13 protein-coding genes are annotated in these 15,003 nt (G+C 60.1%); 6 read left to right on the top strand and 7 right to left on the bottom strand.

Translation table 11 applies throughout. The annotated features are described in order from the left end of the window. Window positions 1-12 precede the first annotated feature (12 nt). Complete coding sequence (locus tag ACSQ3J_RS02790) at window positions 13-795, bottom strand: phosphoadenylyl-sulfate reductase (RefSeq protein WP_060503773.1); 783 nt, start codon at window positions 793-795, stop codon at window positions 13-15. Between the two features lie 363 nt (window positions 796-1,158). Between ACSQ3J_RS02790 and ACSQ3J_RS02785 the strand changes: the two genes are divergently transcribed. Continuing rightward, a complete protein-coding gene (locus ACSQ3J_RS02785) occupies window positions 1,159-1,926 on the top strand; it encodes a transglutaminase-like domain-containing protein (protein ID WP_060503771.1) in 768 nt (255 codons plus the stop codon). Between the two features lie 174 nt (window positions 1,927-2,100). Here the strand turns inward: ACSQ3J_RS02785 and ACSQ3J_RS02780 are convergent, their stop codons facing one another. Then, on the bottom strand, window positions 2,101-3,957 hold the full coding sequence (locus tag ACSQ3J_RS02780; RefSeq protein WP_082512071.1) for a HAMP domain-containing methyl-accepting chemotaxis protein: 1,857 nt from the start codon (window positions 3,955-3,957) through the stop codon (window positions 2,101-2,103). Window positions 3,958-4,306: 349 nt separating this feature from the next. Beyond that, window positions 4,307-5,962, bottom strand: a complete 1,656-nt coding sequence (betA, locus tag ACSQ3J_RS02775; protein ID WP_060503770.1) for a choline dehydrogenase — start codon at window positions 5,960-5,962, stop codon at window positions 4,307-4,309. Window positions 5,963-6,102: 140 nt separating this feature from the next. Here betA and ACSQ3J_RS02770 point away from each other — a divergent pair, with 140 nt between their 5' ends. Continuing rightward, window positions 6,103-6,429 carry a hypothetical protein gene (locus tag ACSQ3J_RS02770; RefSeq protein WP_060503769.1) on the top strand — a complete coding sequence of 109 codons (327 nt, stop codon included), beginning with the start codon at window positions 6,103-6,105 and terminating at the stop codon, window positions 6,427-6,429. Between the two features lie 18 nt (window positions 6,430-6,447). Here ACSQ3J_RS02770 and betB read toward each other — a convergent pair whose 3' ends face one another. The 3 genes from betB to betI are packed head-to-tail and all read right to left on the bottom strand — an operon-like array spanning window position 6,448 to window position 10,035. After that, window positions 6,448-7,911 carry a betaine-aldehyde dehydrogenase gene (gene betB / locus ACSQ3J_RS02765; RefSeq protein ID WP_060503768.1) on the bottom strand — a complete coding sequence of 488 codons (1,464 nt, stop codon included), beginning with the start codon at window positions 7,909-7,911 and terminating at the stop codon, window positions 6,448-6,450. 1 nt (window position 7,912) lies between these two features. Then, window positions 7,913-9,436, bottom strand: coding sequence for a choline-sulfatase (gene betC, locus ACSQ3J_RS02760; protein ID WP_060503767.1), 1,524 nt, complete (start codon window positions 9,434-9,436; stop codon window positions 7,913-7,915). Beyond that, window positions 9,433-10,035 carry a transcriptional regulator BetI gene (gene betI / locus ACSQ3J_RS02755; RefSeq protein WP_060503833.1) on the bottom strand — a complete coding sequence of 201 codons (603 nt, stop codon included), beginning with the start codon at window positions 10,033-10,035 and terminating at the stop codon, window positions 9,433-9,435. The genes betC and betI overlap by 4 nt, the downstream gene beginning before the upstream one ends. 154 nt (window positions 10,036-10,189) lie before the next feature. Between betI and ACSQ3J_RS02750 the strand changes: the two genes are divergently transcribed. The 3 genes from ACSQ3J_RS02750 (at window position 10,190) to ACSQ3J_RS02740 (ending at window position 13,224) form a co-directional block, all read left to right on the top strand. Next, window positions 10,190-10,627: an EamA family transporter gene (locus ACSQ3J_RS02750; protein WP_060503832.1), complete on the top strand. Its 438-nt coding sequence runs from the start codon at window positions 10,190-10,192 to the stop codon at window positions 10,625-10,627. Between the two features lie 92 nt (window positions 10,628-10,719). Then, complete coding sequence (locus ACSQ3J_RS02745; RefSeq protein WP_060503766.1) at window positions 10,720-11,268, top strand: HdeD family acid-resistance protein; 549 nt, start codon at window positions 10,720-10,722, stop codon at window positions 11,266-11,268. 153 nt (window positions 11,269-11,421) lie between these two features. After that, window positions 11,422-13,224 (top strand): GGDEF domain-containing protein, encoded by a 1,803-nt coding sequence (locus ACSQ3J_RS02740; protein ID WP_060503765.1) that lies wholly within the window; start codon window positions 11,422-11,424, stop codon window positions 13,222-13,224. 126 nt (window positions 13,225-13,350) lie between these two features. Here the strand turns inward: ACSQ3J_RS02740 and ACSQ3J_RS02735 are convergent, their stop codons facing one another. Then, entirely contained in the window at window positions 13,351-13,611 is a 261-nt protein-coding gene (locus ACSQ3J_RS02735; RefSeq protein ID WP_060508694.1) for a DUF1344 domain-containing protein, read from the bottom strand. 354 nt (window positions 13,612-13,965) lie between these two features. Here ACSQ3J_RS02735 and ACSQ3J_RS02730 point away from each other — a divergent pair, with 354 nt between their 5' ends. Next, window positions 13,966-14,964: an NAD(P)H-quinone oxidoreductase gene (locus tag ACSQ3J_RS02730; RefSeq protein WP_060503763.1), complete on the top strand. Its 999-nt coding sequence runs from the start codon at window positions 13,966-13,968 to the stop codon at window positions 14,962-14,964. Window positions 14,965-15,003 lie beyond the last annotated feature (39 nt).

Here is a 15,003-nt window from a genome sequence, read left to right as displayed (position 1 = left end):
AGCCTGCGCGGGTTATCGCGCAATGCTGCTGGAAACGGGGCTGTTTGAGATCGAGGATGCTTGCGGGATCGCCGAGGCGGCGTCTGCGACATGGAGGCCGCATTCGCGCTTCTCGTCATTCTCCCACCACCAGCGGCCGGCGCGCTCGGGTTCGCCCGGCTTGATCGCGCGCGTGCAGGGCTCGCAGCCGATCGACGGGTAACCACGGGTGTGCAGCGGATTGACCGGGATCGCCTCTGCCGCAACATGCGCACGGATCGTCTCGATGTCCCAGTCGGCCAGTACGTTGATCTTGATCAGGCCCCGTTCGGAGTCGGCTTCGGCAAACGGCGTTTCCGCGCGGTTGCCGGATTGGCCGCGGCGCAGGCCGGTGATCCAGAAGGATGCCCCTTCGAGTGCACGCGCAAGAGGCTTCAGCTTGCGCGCGCCACAACAGGCATGCCTGGCTTCAACGCTGTCGTAAAATCCGTTCGCACCATACTTGGCGGCATAGGCGTCGATATCGTCCTGTTCGGGATAGAAGCGCCTGATCAGGATGCCGTAGGTCTCTTCGGTTTTGTCGATCAGCGCCACGGTCTCGTTGAAGAGGCGGCCGGTTTCAAGCGTCGAAACCTCGATGCCGTGCTTGCCGGTGCCGATGGCGGCAGTGATGACCTGGTCTTCGATGCCGAGGCTGGTGGTGAAAACTGACTTCCCGTCAAGCGAAGCAATCAGCGCCAGCCGGCCGGAAAGATCGAGTTTTTCCAGTTGGCTGTTGAGCGCTGTGGCGCGGTTTTCAAGCGATGCGGATGTCATGGGAGGATATCCTGTTCTGTTGGCAGGGAATATCGCAGCCGTGGGTGACAAAAGACAGAAAAACGGATTTCTAATGTTGGCGGATCAGAGCAAATATCTCTCCGATCGGCAAAAAACGCAGAATAGCGTCAAAATCCGTGATTTTAAGCATAAAATCTATGATTTTTATAGCTTATTGCGGTTGAGCGAACCTCGGTTCAAGGTCCTGTTTCCCGTTATTGTCAGTCGCTGACGAAGACTGTCATCGGCATCTGGACGATACCGGCACAACAGCCGATGGCGGAAAAGACTGCGGTATAGCTGTTGACCCTCTAGCCGCTAGAGGAATTACAAGGCGTTTCCATAGAGAGGGGGAAACGGAAAATGAGCGACACATACCTGACGCAGACACCGCTACTGGATTTTGGCGCAGGCGTGATTCCCGCCTTGATCGTCACGAAAGGCTGGCAACGGCTTGATGCGTTCGAGCGGATCGGTGCCGCCTACACCTTCGTGCGCGATCAGATCGCATTCGGATACAATCGCGACGATAATATCCCGGCATCGGCCGTCCTTGGCGATGGATATGGCCAGTGCAACACCAAGGCAACGCTGCTGATGGCTCTGCTGAGGGCGCTCGGAATACCGTGCCGCCTTCACGGTTTCACGATCCACAAGGCATTGCAGCGCGGCGTGGTGCCGGAACTGGTCTACGGTCTTGTTCCCGATAACGTCCTTCACAGCTGGGTCGAAATCTATCATGACGGCCGCTGGATCAATCTCGAAGGCTTCATTCTCGACCGGCCGTTCCTGTCCGCTCTTCAGGAGAAATTTGGCGGGGCGGGCAATGATCTCTGCGGTTTTGGCGCCGGGACCGATTGCTTGAATGCGCCACCGGTCGATTGGACCGGCCAGGATACTTACATTCAGAAAACCGGCATCAATGCCGACCTTGGGCTATTCGATAGCCCGGACGATTTCTATGCGCTGCACCGGCAGGGGGTGGGGTGGTTTCGCCGGTTTCTCTATCGGAATGCCGTGCGCCACTGGATGAATGCACGCGTGCGCCGGGTCAGGCTTGGTCAAATTCCTGACACTGCGGCTGTGAACGCGCATGCGCATGGCGAGCAGCTGAACCGTCTGCCGGGCTGATCGAATGGACGGCTGAATCTGTTTCCAAGGATATGCGCCTAAGACGTTCGCCGGATTCAACAATTGCACGATGGGGCGGCGGGATTGCCGGACATGTTGTTAAGGGGCGTGAAGCGGAAAGGAAGCCGGACGATAAGCCCGGCTCCCTTTAGTCGTCCATCACCGGGCAAGCGGTCAGGATGCTACACCAAACTGGCGTAAGCCATTGGTATAACTGCGATCTGGCATCGACGCTTTCATCTCGCGGCCGGCTTGGTTTCCTCTGCCCGTTTTGAAGCGGGTCAACAGTTGCGTCAGTGCGCCAGCCTCACTGGCAAGGCTGTGGCTGGCGGCTGTCGATTCTTCAACCATGGCGGCATTCTGCTGCGTGCCCTGGTCGATCGTGTTGACGGCGGTGTTGATCTGCTTGATGCCGGAGGATTGTTCGCGCGCACTTTCAACGATCGCCGTTACATGGATGCTGATCTCCTGGACTTCGGCGATGATGCCTTCCAGCGCCGTTCCGGTCTCGCGCACCAGCGAGACGCCGGAGCGGACCTGGTTGCTGGAGGCGGCGATCAGGGTCTTGATCTCCCGGGCCGCCTGGGCGGAGCGCTGGGCAAGCTCGCGCACCTCCTGGGCGACGACGGCAAAGCCCTTTCCGGCTTCACCCGCCCGCGCGGCCTCGACGCCGGCATTCAAGGCAAGAAGGTTAGTCTGGAAGGCGATGTCATCAATGACGCCGATAATGTTGGAGATTTCCCGCGACGAGGCTTCGATGCCGCTCATCGCATCAATGGCATTGCCGACGATCTCGCCGGACCGTTCCGCAGCGTTGCGGGTGCGGCCCACCAGTGAGCCTGCTTCCTCCGCCCGCTTGCTGGCATCCGACACGGTGACCGAGATCTGGTCGAGCGCTGCCGCTGTCTCCTCGACGGAAGCTGCTTGCTGTTCGGTGCGCTTGGACAGATCGGCAGCAGCCGAGCGGATTTCCGTTGCCCCGGCGCTGATGCCGCGGGCGGTCTCGCCGACCGATCGCAGCGCATCCTCGAGATTGCCGACCGAACTGTTGAAGTTGCTGCGCAGCGCATCGAGATGGGCGGCAAGGGCCGTATCGATCCGGTAGGTGAGGTCGCCTTCCGCCAGCTTGTCGAGGCCGAAGGCAAGCGCGGAGACGGCCGATTGCACCTCTGCCGCTTCGGCCGCCTTCTGGGCTTCGCGCTCCTGCCGGTCACGCTCGGACAGCGACCGGTTGCTCTCGGCTTCTTCTTCAAGGCGCTGGCGATCAAGGGCATTGTCGCGGAAGACCGCGATGGCGCCAGCCATCTGGCCAATCTCGTCACGGCGGCCTTCGCCGAAGATCGCCACGCCAAGATTGCCGCCTGCCAGCTGGCGCATGGCTTCGCGCAACCGCGTCAACGGTTTGAAGACCCCGGCAATAACGAACCAGACGGTCGCCGCCAGCACCGCCATCGCGAAGGCGGCAATGGCCGCTTTCGACAGGACGAGACTGTCCTTCTCCGCCTTGGCAGCCAGCAGTTCGCGGTTGGCCTCTGTTAGCTGCAGTTCGATCAGTTCGCCGATCCGCAGGCTAAGCGGGTCGATAACGGTGTAGAGTTCCTTGTCGATGAAATGTTCGAACGCCGGGCCGTCGCGCCGCTGCATGATATCAAGCAGGTTCTGTATTGCAGCGGCACTGGCGGCGCGTGCGGTATCGAACGCATCGGCCAGCAATTTTTCCGCTTCCGTCAGCTTGGTTGCCTCATAGGCAAACCATTTCACCTCGATGGTCAAAAGGGCATCCGTAACGGCCTTGGCGCCGGTATTCCAGTCGAGTGCGCCGCTGCGCACCTTGTGGGCGGTATCGACGATATTGACGGCATACATGTCGGCAACGGTCTTCAGCTGCGCCACCGGTACCAGCCGGTCGGCGACGATCGATTCGGTGCGCTTGGAAATGGAGTTCATCGCGCTGAAAGCCGTCGCGATCAAGACGACCATGGAAAGAGCGACCAGAAACAGGCAGGTGAGCAGGCGTGATTTGATTGTCATGAATCTACTTCTCGGTTGCCGGCAAGGCACGCGTCCGCATGCGATGACGGCGCAAGAAAGCGACGGCATTCGTCAACGACTGGCCTTGGCAAGGTGGGTATGACGATCGGGCGCGACACCGGAAACAGAGGGCGATGTCCCATCATGGGCCGCCGCCAAGTGTCCGCTCTGTCAACAAAATTAACAATCGAAGATTAAAAATGCTTAAATTATAAGTTGTACTTTAGGATTATGCACGTTTCGTAGCCAGAAAGCCCCGATTTGTGCAATCTCGTCCGGCGCAGGAAAGCCGCGCCGGAGGTTTGAAGGCCAAGCCGTTTTGCCGCGGGGTGCAGCTTGCTGCCAGGGTTTACCGGTCGCTGACCGCCCAGCGTGGATTGATCCACGGCTCCTGGTTCGAGCGGGGCAGGGGCTGCTTGCCGAGAATGTGGTCGGCAGCCTTTTCGCCGGTCATGATCGAGGGGCCGTTGAGATTGCCGTAGGTGACATGCGGGAAGATCGATGAATCCGCAACGCGCAATCCGTCGACGCCGATCACGCGGGTTTCGGGATCGACCACCGCCGTCGGATCGCGGGCATCGCCCATCCGGCAGGTGCCGCAGGGGTGATAGGCGCTTTCCAGATGTTCTCGCAGGAAGGCGTCGATCTGGTCGTCGGTCTGGACGTTCTCGCCGGGCTGGATCTCTGGGCCGCGATACTGATCGAATGCCTGCTGGCCAAAGATCTCGCGGGTGAGGCGGACGCAGTGGCGGAATTTCTCCCAGTCTTCCGGATGGCTCATATAGTTGAACTGGATGACCGGATCGGCTTTCACGTCCGGCGAGCGCAGCGTCACCGCGCCACGTGATTTCGAGTGATTGTAGCCGACATGCACCTGGAAGCCGTGGCTCTTTGCCGCCGCCTTGCCATCATAGGAAATCGCCACCGGCAGGAAGTGATATTGAATATCCGGCTGCTTGACGCCCGGCGCCGATCGCAGGAATGCGCAGGCCTCGAACTGGTTGGAGGTGCCAAGCCCGGATTTGGTGAACATCCACTGCGCGCCGGCAACCCCCTGCCAGAACCAGGGCAGCCAGGAATAGAGCGACACCGGCTTGGTCGAGACCTGCTGGAAATAGAATTCCATATGGTCCTGTAGATTGGCGCCGACGCCCGGCCGGTCGGCCTTCACCTCGATGCCCATCTCCTTCAGATGCGCGCCCGGACCGATGCCCGACAGCATCAAAAGCTTCGGCGAGTTGAACGACGAGGCCGAGACGATCACCTCGCGGTTGGCCTTCACCACCTCGATCTTGCCGCCGCGCTCGATCTCGACGCCAACAGCCCGGCCATTCTCGATGACGATTTTTCGCGCATAGCAGCGGATCAGGTCGACATTCGGGCGCTTCAGCGCAGGCTTCAGGTAGGCGGATGCCGCCGACCAGCGCTTGCCGTTGTGCACCGTTTGCTCCATCAGGCCGAAACCTTCCTGCTTGGAGCCGTTATAGTCGTCGGTCAGCTCGAAGCCTGCCTGTTTTCCGGCCTCGACAAAGGCATGGAACAGCGGGTTCTTGTTTGGCCCGCGCCGCACATGCAGCGGCCCGTCGGTGCCGCGCCAGCCCTCTTCGCCGCCATGCGAATGTTCCATCCGCTTGAAGTAGGGCAGCACATCGGCATAACCCCATCCCTTGGCGCCGTCGTCTTCCCAGCGGGTATAATCCTCAGCCGAGCCGCGCACATAGACCATGCCGTTGATCGACGACGACCCGCCGATCACCTTGCCGCGCGGCGCGGTGATCCGCCGGTTGTTGAGGTTCGGCTCGGGCTCGGAGAGATAACCCCAGTTGTAACGGCTCATGCTCATCGGCCATGCCAGCGCCGCCGGCATCTGGATAAACGGCCCGAAATCGCTGCCGCCGAATTCCAGCACCAGCACTGTATTCTTGCCGTCCTCCGACAGGCGGTAGGCGAGTGCGGAGCCTGCGGAGCCCGAGCCGATGATGACGAAGTCTGCTGCGTTCTGCATGGGGCGATCCGACAGTTATAGTTGGGTTTATTAACCGGAATGGTTGTATCGTCTTGAGCAACGCCACAATAAGTGACACATCGTTGGTGAGGGATATTAGAGGTTTACGAAACGTGGCTTCCGAGACTTTTAGTCGTAGAATGTTCAAGCGTCTTGAGCGCGCGAGGAATAGTCGCCAGCAGGCGGAAAACAGTCGGGAAGAGAAGTTTGCCAGTACCGTCAATGTCTACCGCGATATGCGGGACAACGAAAACGGGAAAATTCTCGAGCCTTTCAAACGACAAAACAGGAAGAAGCTCTTTTTTGGGGCTGCTCTCTTTTCTGCGATATTCCTGCACTTCCAAACAGGCTGGTCTCTGACACTCTGGTGTGCCGTATGCGTCCCCATCGGCATCTTCCTTGCGCGCTACAATGAACGCCTGCGCAGGGCGGCGAATAAACGCCCGATACCTCGACACTACGACTGACACGAAACACCTCTTAAATTAATACGGCGACTGCACCGGTCCCATCGCCACATAGACGCTCTTCAGTTCCGTGTAGTGATTGAGCGCCGCCAGCGAGTTCTCCCGCCCGAAGCCGGATTGCTTCGATCCGCCGAACGGCACTTCCACCGGGGCGAGATTGTAGGTGTTGATCCACAGCGTGCCTGCCTCCAGCCGGTCCACCACACGGTGCGCACGAGTAAGGTCCGCCGTGAAGACACCGGCCGAAAGCCCGAACTCGGTGCCATTGGCTCGGGCGATCACGTCGTCCTCGTGGTCGAAATCAAGTACGCACATGACCGGCCCGAAGATTTCTTCGCGGGCGATGGTCATGGTGTCGGTGACATCGGCAAACACGGTCGGCTGGATGTAGGTGCCCTCGGCAGACACTGAATTGGGAATGCCGCCGCCGGTCAGAAGCGTCGCCCCCTCAGCCTTGCCTTTTTCGATATAGGCAAACACCTTGTCGAGTTGGGCGCGCGAGACCATCGGCCCAAGTTGGGTTTCCTCGGCCATTGGGTCGCCGATGATGATCTTTTCGGTGCGCTCCTTGAGACGGGCAAGGAACTTGTCCTTGATGCCCTTCTGCACGAAGACGCGGGTGCCGTTCGAACAGACCTGGCCAGTCGAATAGAAATTGCCGAGCATGGCGCCGCCGATGGCGCTTTCCAGATCGGCGTCGTCAAAGACGATCAGCGGCGACTTGCCGCCAAGCTCCATCGTCACGTGCTTCAGGCTCGAGGCTGCAGCCCCCGCCACCTTGCGGCCGGTCTCGACCGAGCCGGTCAGCGAAACCTTGGCGACGTCCTTGTGATTGACCAGCAGCGGCCCGGTCGTGCGGTCGCCCTGGATGACGTTGTAAAGCCCCTTCGGCAGGCCGGCCTCAAACAGGATCTCGGCGATCTTCAGCGCGCCGAGCGGGGTGTTCTCGGACGGCTTAAAGACCATGGCATTGCCGGCAATCAGCGCCGGAGCGCCCTTCCAGCAGGCGATCTGCTGCGGATAGTTCCAGGCGCCGATGCCGACGCAGACGCCGAGCGGCACGCGCTTGGTAAAGGCAAAATCGCCACCGAGCGGAATATAGTCGCCGTTCAGCGCGGCTGCGGCAACCCCGCCGAAGAATTCGAACGCATCGGCACCCGAGGTCGGATCGGCGACGATGGTTTCCTGAATCGGCTTGCCGGTATCGAGCGTTTCAAGCTCCGACAGTTCGCGGTTGCGTGTCCGCATGATATCGGCGGCGCGCTTGAGGATACGGCCGCGGGCCGTCGGGCTCATCGCCGCCCATTCGCCCTGCGCGCGCTTGGCGCTGGCGATCGCCTTGTCGACGATGGCCGGGGTGGCGGCATGCAGCCGGGCGATGACTTCGCCGGTCGCCGGGTAAATGCTGTCGAAGGCAGCGCCGTTGATATCCTCGACATATTCGCCGTCGATGAAATGGGAGGCTGGCGGTTGGGCTTTCATGTCATTCCCCTCGCGGAAAGCGTTTGGATTCTTCGAGATTGTCGAGATTCATGTGGTTGCGCATGTAGCGCTCGGATGCCTTTTGCAGCGGCTGATGATCCCACGGATAATAGGCGCCGTTCCTGAGCGCCTCGTAGACCACCCAGCGGCGCGCCTGGCTTTCGCGCACGGCGGAATCAAAGGCGTCCATGTCCCAACGGCTGTCGCGCATCGCCTGGAAAGCGCGCAGCGTCGGCGCATGGGCGGCAACCGTTGCAAGATTATTGAGTTCCAGAGGGTCGGCGTCGAGATCGTAGAGCTGGTCCGGATCGAGCGCGCAGTGAACGTACTTCCACTTGCCTTCGCGGATGCCGACCAGCGGCGCATAGGAGCCTTCTGCGGCATATTCCATCAGCACCGGCGCGATGCGCTCAGTGCCGTTGATCACCGGTACCAGGCTTTCGCCGTCGGTCCAGGGCATGATCTCGTCCATCGAGATCCCGGCGAGATCGCAGAGCGTCGGGGTGAGGTCGAGATTGGAGGTCGGTGCCAGATGCAGGCCGGCGGGGATGCCTGGGCCGGCCACCATCAGCGGCACGCGGGCCGAGCCCTCGAAGAAGTTCATCTTGAACCAGAGGCCGCGCTCGCCAAGCATGTCGCCATGATCCGAGCAGAACAGGATCAGCGTGTCGTCCAGCATGCGGGTGCGGGTCAGCGTATCGACGAGTTCGCCGACTTTTTCGTCGAGATAGGAAATATTGGCGAAATAGGCCTGCCGCGATCGGCGGACGTTCTCCTCGGTGACGGAGAAATTCTGGTAGTCGCAGGCATGGATCAGCCGCTGCGAATGCGGGTCCTGCTCCGCAAGCGGGATATCGCCGACTTCCGGCAGAAGCTGATCGCAATCGTTGTAGAGATCCCAGAACTTGCGGCGTGCGACATAGGGGTCGTGCGGATGGGTGAACGAGACGGTGAGCGCCCAAGGACGGCGGGCCTCATCGCCGTGTTCGCGGCTGAGGTGATAGAGCTTCTGGTTGGCCAGAAACGCCACCTCGTCGTCATATTCCATCTGGTTGGTGATTTCAGCCACGCCGGCACCGGTGACGGAGCCGAGATTGTGATACCACCAGTCGATCCGCTCACCCGGCTTGCGGTAATCCGGTGTCCAGCCGAAATCGGCCGGATAGATATCCGTCGTCAGCCGCTCCTCGAAACCATGCAACTGGTCCGGGCCGACGAAGTGCATTTTGCCCGACAGGGCCGTGTAATAACCGGCGCGGCGCAGGTGGTGGGCATAGGTCGGGATCGACGAGACATATTCGGCGGCATTGTCATAGACCTGCGTCCGGCTCGGCAATTGTCCGGCCATCAGCGAGGCGCGGGCAGGGGCGCAGAGCGGCGAGGAGGTGTAATTGTTGCGGAAGCGCGCCGAACGCTTGGCCAGCGCCTTCATATGCGGCGCGTGCAGAAACTCTGCCGGGCCATCCGGAAAGAACTTTCCGTTCAGCTGGTCGACCATGATGATGAGGATGTTCGGCCGGGTCATGCGGCATGTTCCTGTGGCTGGCGGGCATGGAGATTGAGCGTGATGTAGTCGTCGGTCAGCGCGATCGAGGCGCCCGCCGTCACCGGCGAGGAGCCGAGCGCCCGGCGAATATAAAGCCCGTCGATCATTGCTGCGGTGCCCTCTGCGATACGCTGCGCATCATCTGCGACACAGAGCTGCTTCAGGTTGGCGACGAGATTGGAATGCAGCCGGCGTGCATAGATCACCAGGAAGCGGCGCGTCTCCTCCGAGCGCTGCGCCTCGGAGTAGAAGGCCAGCCAGGCCGCGATGGTTTCCGGCGCGAATTGATCCGCCTGGAAGCTGACCCGCACGAGCGCCGACAGTTTTTCGCGGGGCGTTGCAGCGGCCATGAGGGCCTTCACCGTATCGTCACGCAACTGTTTCAGAAGGGAACGTACGGTCTCGACCAGCAACTGTTCCTTGCTGCCGAAATAATGATGCGCCAGCGCCGCCGAAACCCCGGCCTGCCGCGCGATGTCGGACATGGTGACCGACAGCGTGCCCTGATCGCCGATCACATGCAGCGCCGCGTCCACAAGCGCTTTGCGGCGCACCGGTTCCATTCCGACTTTTGGCATCATTCCTCCCCTGTTGTCGGCAGTGTATTTTTGATTGATCCATCAATCAATAAAAAACGAAGGCTGTGGCCAAAGGATTTTCTTGCCATCGAAACGAGCCTCGGCTTCAACTGGCAGTGGCTGCTGAACGCGGCAGAGCAAGAGGACCATGCCTATGAAATATCTGTTTTCCTCCTGGCAGGCATGGGCACTTCTGTCCGCTGCGTTTGCGGCACTCACGGCCATCTTCGCCAAGATCGGCATCGAGAACGTCAATTCGGATTTTGCGACCTTCGTCCGTACGATCGTCATCCTGCTTGCGATCGGCCTGATGCTGTTCCTGACGGGCAACTGGCAGGCGCCGGCGTCGGTGTCGGGCAAGAGCTGGCTGTTTCTCGTGCTTTCGGGGCTGGCGACCGGCGCGTCCTGGCTGTGCTACTTCCGGGCGCTGAAAATGGGAAATGCGGCCCAGGTTGCGCCGGTCGATAAGCTGAGCGTCGTGCTGGTCGCCCTTTTCGCCGTGTTTTTTCTCGGCGAGCGGCTTTCTCCAGCCCATTGGCTTGGTGTCTGCATGGTCGGTGGCGGTGCGGTGCTGCTGGCGCTGAAAATCTAGAGCAGGTTCGCAACCGGGATCTCACATGTTAAAATGTTGTTATTCTATCTTGGATTACATAATGTTCACATTGTTGAATTGAGGGTTGTATCATGGTTCAGAATTCCGGCATTGCTCTCAGGCCGCCGCTCGGCGAAAAATGGGGCTGGTTTGTTGCGCTTGGCGTGGCGCTGATCATGGTTGGCGGTATCGCCTTCGGCAATGTCATGGCAGCGACTGCGGCCTCGGTCTATTTTGTCGGCATGCTCATGTTGATCGGTGGCATACTGCATCTGGCGCAGGCCTTCCGGGTCAAGAAATGGGAAAGTGTGTTCTACTGGATCCTCAGTGGTGCCTGCTACACCATCGCCGGCGTCTTTGCCTTTCTCAATCCAATGCTTGCCTCTGCCGCCTTGACATTGATGATGGCCGTTGCCCTGATCGTTGCCGGTGTTCTTCGGATATGGACGGCGTTCAAGCTGCGGCCGCTGGCAGGCTGGGGATGGATCGCTCTTGGCGGTCTTGTCACGTTGCTCGCGGGCCTGATCATCGCCGCCGGCTGGCCGGTCAATAGCCTCTGGATCCTCGGCTTGTTCCTGGCGATCGATCTGGTCATGCAGGGCCTCGCCCTGATCGCCTTCGGCGTGCTTGCCAAAGGGTAGCGACTGGTTTTCTGTTGGCAGGAAGGCGGTTGTGAGATGCTGCTAACTCCCGGCAGTCATTGAACTTTCATGAAACTGTCATGTTGGGGAAACGGAAAATTCAGGCTTCCGGGACGATCCTCCGCGCGATCTGATATCGCCTCCGGAGTCCCCATGTCCGCTGCCCCCGCCGAAATGCTGTCCCTGCGCCGTTTCGGTGACGACCAGATCGTCACGCTGGCCAAGCTTGCGATCGAAAATGCCTTCCAGCCGATCGCCGAGATCGCCACCGGGGCCGTGTTCGGCTACGAAACGCTGATGCGCGGTTTCGAGCGGCTGGGTTTCAAGTCGCCGATCGAGCTGCTCGACAAGGCAGAAGAGGCGGGGCAGCTTCTGGCGCTGGAGCACATGGTCAATACCCGCGCCTTTGCCGGCTTTGCCAGCCTGCCGGATTTTTCTGCACGAACCTTGTTCGTCAATTTCGATAGCCGGTTGATCGGCCACGAAGGCGATCTTGTCGAGCGGCTCGGCAAGCACCTGAAGCGATCGAACATTCCGCCATCGTCGATCTGCTTCGAACTGTCGGAGCGGTTCGACAGCGGCAAGATGCCGGATTATTCCGGCTTGGTGAAACGCCTGCGGCTGGCGGGTTTCAAACTGGCGATCGATGATTTCGGCGTTGGCTTCAACGGCCTGAAACTGCTCTGCGATCAGCCGGTCGACTATCTGAAGATCGACCGGCATTTCATTTCGGGCATCGAATCCAGTCCCCGCAAGCGCCACATGGTCCGCCACACGGTCAACACTGCCCATGTGCTCGGCACACGGGTGATCGCCGAAGGCGTGGAGACCGAGGCCGAGTTCGCCACCTGCCGCGATCTGGGTTGCGATCTCGTCCAGGGCTATTTCGTTGCCCGCCCAACCGTACATTTTGCCGATCTGCAGCCGGCCTATCCGCATCTGGAACAGACCGCCGGCACCCGGCGTCAGTCGAGCTCGCTCGATAGCATCCTCATCCGCAAGCAGGTGGAGCAGGTGCCGGCTTTGCGCGAAAACGACGATCTGGATTCTGTGTTCGAGCTGTTCCGCCGCTCGCCACAGCGCAGCTTCTTTCCGGTGCTGAATGCCAATGGCGAGCCGCGCGGTGTGCTGCATGAATATCACGTCAAGGAGATGATCTATCACCCCTTCGGACGCGATCTGCTGAAGAACCATCTCTATCAGCGTCATATCTCGCATTTCGTCAGCCCGGCGCCGATCGCCGATCTCGAGACGCCGGCCGATGAGATGCTGAAGATCTTTGCCGGCATGGATGGCAGCGATTGCGTGATCCTGACCGAGAACATGCGCTATGCCGGCATCCTGTCGGCGGCGTCGCTGTTGAAGATCATCAGCGAAAAGCAGCTGAAGACAGCGCAGGAACAAAACCCCTTGACCGGCCTGCCGGGAAATCGCGCCATTCGCGATTATGTCCAGGGCGCCGTGCTTGACGCCGACGAGGCGCGCTATTTCTGTTACTGCGATTTCGACAGCTTCAAACCGTTCAACGATCACTACGGCTTCCAGAAGGGCGATCTGGCGATCTCGCTGTTTGCCGCCCTGATGCGCCGCCACTTCATTGGCGAGGAAAAATTTCTCGGCCATGTCGGCGGCGACGATTTCTTCATCGGCGTCAGCGGCTGGACGCGCGAGGAGGTTGCGACCGTTCTCTCTCGTGTTCTTGCGGAATTCCGCAGCGACGTGCGCCAACTCTATTCGGCAGAGCACCAGCAGGCGGGTTACATGACCGGCCATGGACGCAGCGGCGAGCCCACCATCTTTCCGTTGATGCGCTGCTCGGTCGCCGTGCTGATCCTGCCGGAAGGCTTTGTCTTTTCCGACGCCCAGGCCGTCAGCGCCCGTATTGCCGAAATCAAGAGCCGGGCCAAGGAAAGCGATGACGGCCTGGTTTTCGATCTGTTCGGCGAGGCGGCCTGATCCTCTTTCCTTCATCATCTGAAAACGAAAAAACGGGCTGAAACCCATCATGGGTTCCAGCCCGCTTCTGCATGATCCCGAAGCGTCTAGCCGCGATCGGGTACGCTCATGCGGACGGTGTAGGCGTCACTTCATGACAGGCGTCACTGATGTTGCCTGATGCTTCTTGCCCATCGTCTCATAGGCGATTGTCACCTTTTCACCGACCTTGAGCCCCGGATTCTTGAATGACGCAGGTAGCATGTATTGGGTGCCGTTCTTCAAGGTCACGGTCATCGCCTTCATGTCATAGGCGCGGATGGTGCCGGTCGTGGTGCTTGCCGCAAAGGCGGTAGAAGACAGGGAGATGGCGGAAAGGATCGTCAACGAGGTCAGAAGGGCACGCATGGTGTCGTCCTTATTTGGTCCCTGCATCGGGACCGGTCATCGCAAACCGTCAGAAGTCCGTCGCGTCGCGGTGGGGACCGCCGGTGGCTCCCGGTTCGGCTGCGAGGCTAAGCCGGGTTTTGGGTGGTTTCAAATTAAAGAAACTTAATGTTTGCAGGGGAGTGGCAGGCTTAATTTTGCCACGATGCAGCGCAGCGTTTGACGCTCAATGCCCCTCAAGTCGGAGCGATGTGGATAGCGGATGCCAAGACAGCGGCTTTGCCGTAGAAAATGCGTTTGTCAGCAGTTTGAATTGCTTTGCCGTTTTTAACCGGCGCGCTAGATAACCGGTCAGCATCTATCAAGGAGAACACCGTGACCCTGCCGAGCGAAATGACCTATGTCGACCTTCCGTCCCCCGGTGGACCGGAAAAGATGGTTCTGGCCCGCGGTCCATTGCCGGATCTGAAGCCCGGCGACATCCTGATCCGTGTCGAGGCGGCAGGGGTCAATCGGCCGGATGTGCTGCAGCGGCTCGGAAATTATCCGCCGCCGCCGGGCGCAAGCCCGATCCTTGGGCTGGAAGTGGCCGGTGAAGTCGTGGCCATGGGCGAGGGCGCCGAAGGGTTCATCGTCGGTGATAAGGTCTGTGGCCTTGCCAATGGCGGCGGTTATGCCGAATTCTGCGCCCTTCCGGCAACGCAGGCGATGCCCTGGCCGAAAGGCTACGATGCGGCGCGCGCGGCGGCCCTGCCGGAAACCTTCTTCACCGTCTGGGCCAACGTCTTCCAGATGGCCGATCTGGTCGAAGGCGAAAAGATTCTCATTCACGGCGGCTCGAGTGGCATCGGCACCACCGCCATCCAGCTTGCCCGCGCCTTCGGCGCCGAAGTCTTCGTGACGGCCGGCAGCAAGGACAAATGCGATGCCTGCGTTTCGCTGGGTGCCAAGCGGGCGATCAATTACCGCGAGCAGGATTTCAAGGCGGTCATTCTTGAGGAAACCGGCGGCATGGGCGTCGATGTCATTCTCGACATGGTCGGTGGTCCCTATTTTGATCGTAACATCGGCTCACTCGCCAAGGATGGCCGCCTGTCGATCATCGCTTTTCTTGGAGGTGCCACCGTCGAAAAAGCCAACATCGCCGCCATTCTTGGCAAGCGCCTGCACATCATGGGCTCGGCCATGCGTCCACGCACGGCCTCCGAGAAGGAATCGATCCGCGACGATCTTGAAGACAATGTCTGGCCGCTTCTGGAAGACGGCGACATTGCGCCGGTGATGCACGCGATCGTGCCGTTCACCAAGGTCGCGGAAGCACATCGTTTGATGGAGGCCGGCGATCATATCGGCAAGATCGTCATGACCTTCTAAAGTCTTATCCGGACTGCTCTTGCAATCGGCAAGAATCGG

Origin of the sequence: Rhizobium sp. LjRoot98 (assembly GCF_964252935.1) — a bacterium.
Classification (GTDB): Bacteria; Pseudomonadota; Alphaproteobacteria; order Rhizobiales; family Rhizobiaceae; genus Pararhizobium.
The sequence above is the reverse complement of the archived record's forward strand: the minus strand, read 5'-3'. Positions and strand labels throughout refer to the sequence as shown.

What these genes read in the sequence shown, in the direction of transcription:
- ACSQ3J_RS02790 (WP_060503773.1), bottom strand. Translation starts at nt 795, where the DNA reads ATGACATCCGCATCGCTTGAAAACCGCGCCACAGCGCTCAACAGCCAA.
- ACSQ3J_RS02785 (WP_060503771.1), top strand. Translation starts at nt 1,159, where the DNA reads ATGAGCGACACATACCTGACGCAGACACCGCTACTGGATTTTGGCGCA.
- ACSQ3J_RS02780 (WP_082512071.1), bottom strand. Translation starts at nt 3,957, where the DNA reads ATGACAATCAAATCACGCCTGCTCACCTGCCTGTTTCTGGTCGCTCTT.
- betA (WP_060503770.1), bottom strand. Translation starts at nt 5,962, where the DNA reads ATGCAGAACGCAGCAGACTTCGTCATCATCGGCTCGGGCTCCGCAGGC.
- ACSQ3J_RS02770 (WP_060503769.1), top strand. Translation starts at nt 6,103, where the DNA reads ATGTTCAAGCGTCTTGAGCGCGCGAGGAATAGTCGCCAGCAGGCGGAA.
- betB (WP_060503768.1), bottom strand. Translation starts at nt 7,911, where the DNA reads ATGAAAGCCCAACCGCCAGCCTCCCATTTCATCGACGGCGAATATGTC.
- betC (WP_060503767.1), bottom strand. Translation starts at nt 9,436, where the DNA reads ATGACCCGGCCGAACATCCTCATCATCATGGTCGACCAGCTGAACGGA.
- betI (WP_060503833.1), bottom strand. Translation starts at nt 10,035, where the DNA reads ATGCCAAAAGTCGGAATGGAACCGGTGCGCCGCAAAGCGCTTGTGGAC.
- ACSQ3J_RS02750 (WP_060503832.1), top strand. Translation starts at nt 10,190, where the DNA reads ATGAAATATCTGTTTTCCTCCTGGCAGGCATGGGCACTTCTGTCCGCT.
- ACSQ3J_RS02745 (WP_060503766.1), top strand. Translation starts at nt 10,720, where the DNA reads ATGGTTCAGAATTCCGGCATTGCTCTCAGGCCGCCGCTCGGCGAAAAA.
- ACSQ3J_RS02740 (WP_060503765.1), top strand. Translation starts at nt 11,422, where the DNA reads ATGTCCGCTGCCCCCGCCGAAATGCTGTCCCTGCGCCGTTTCGGTGAC.
- ACSQ3J_RS02735 (WP_060508694.1), bottom strand. Translation starts at nt 13,611, where the DNA reads ATGCGTGCCCTTCTGACCTCGTTGACGATCCTTTCCGCCATCTCCCTG.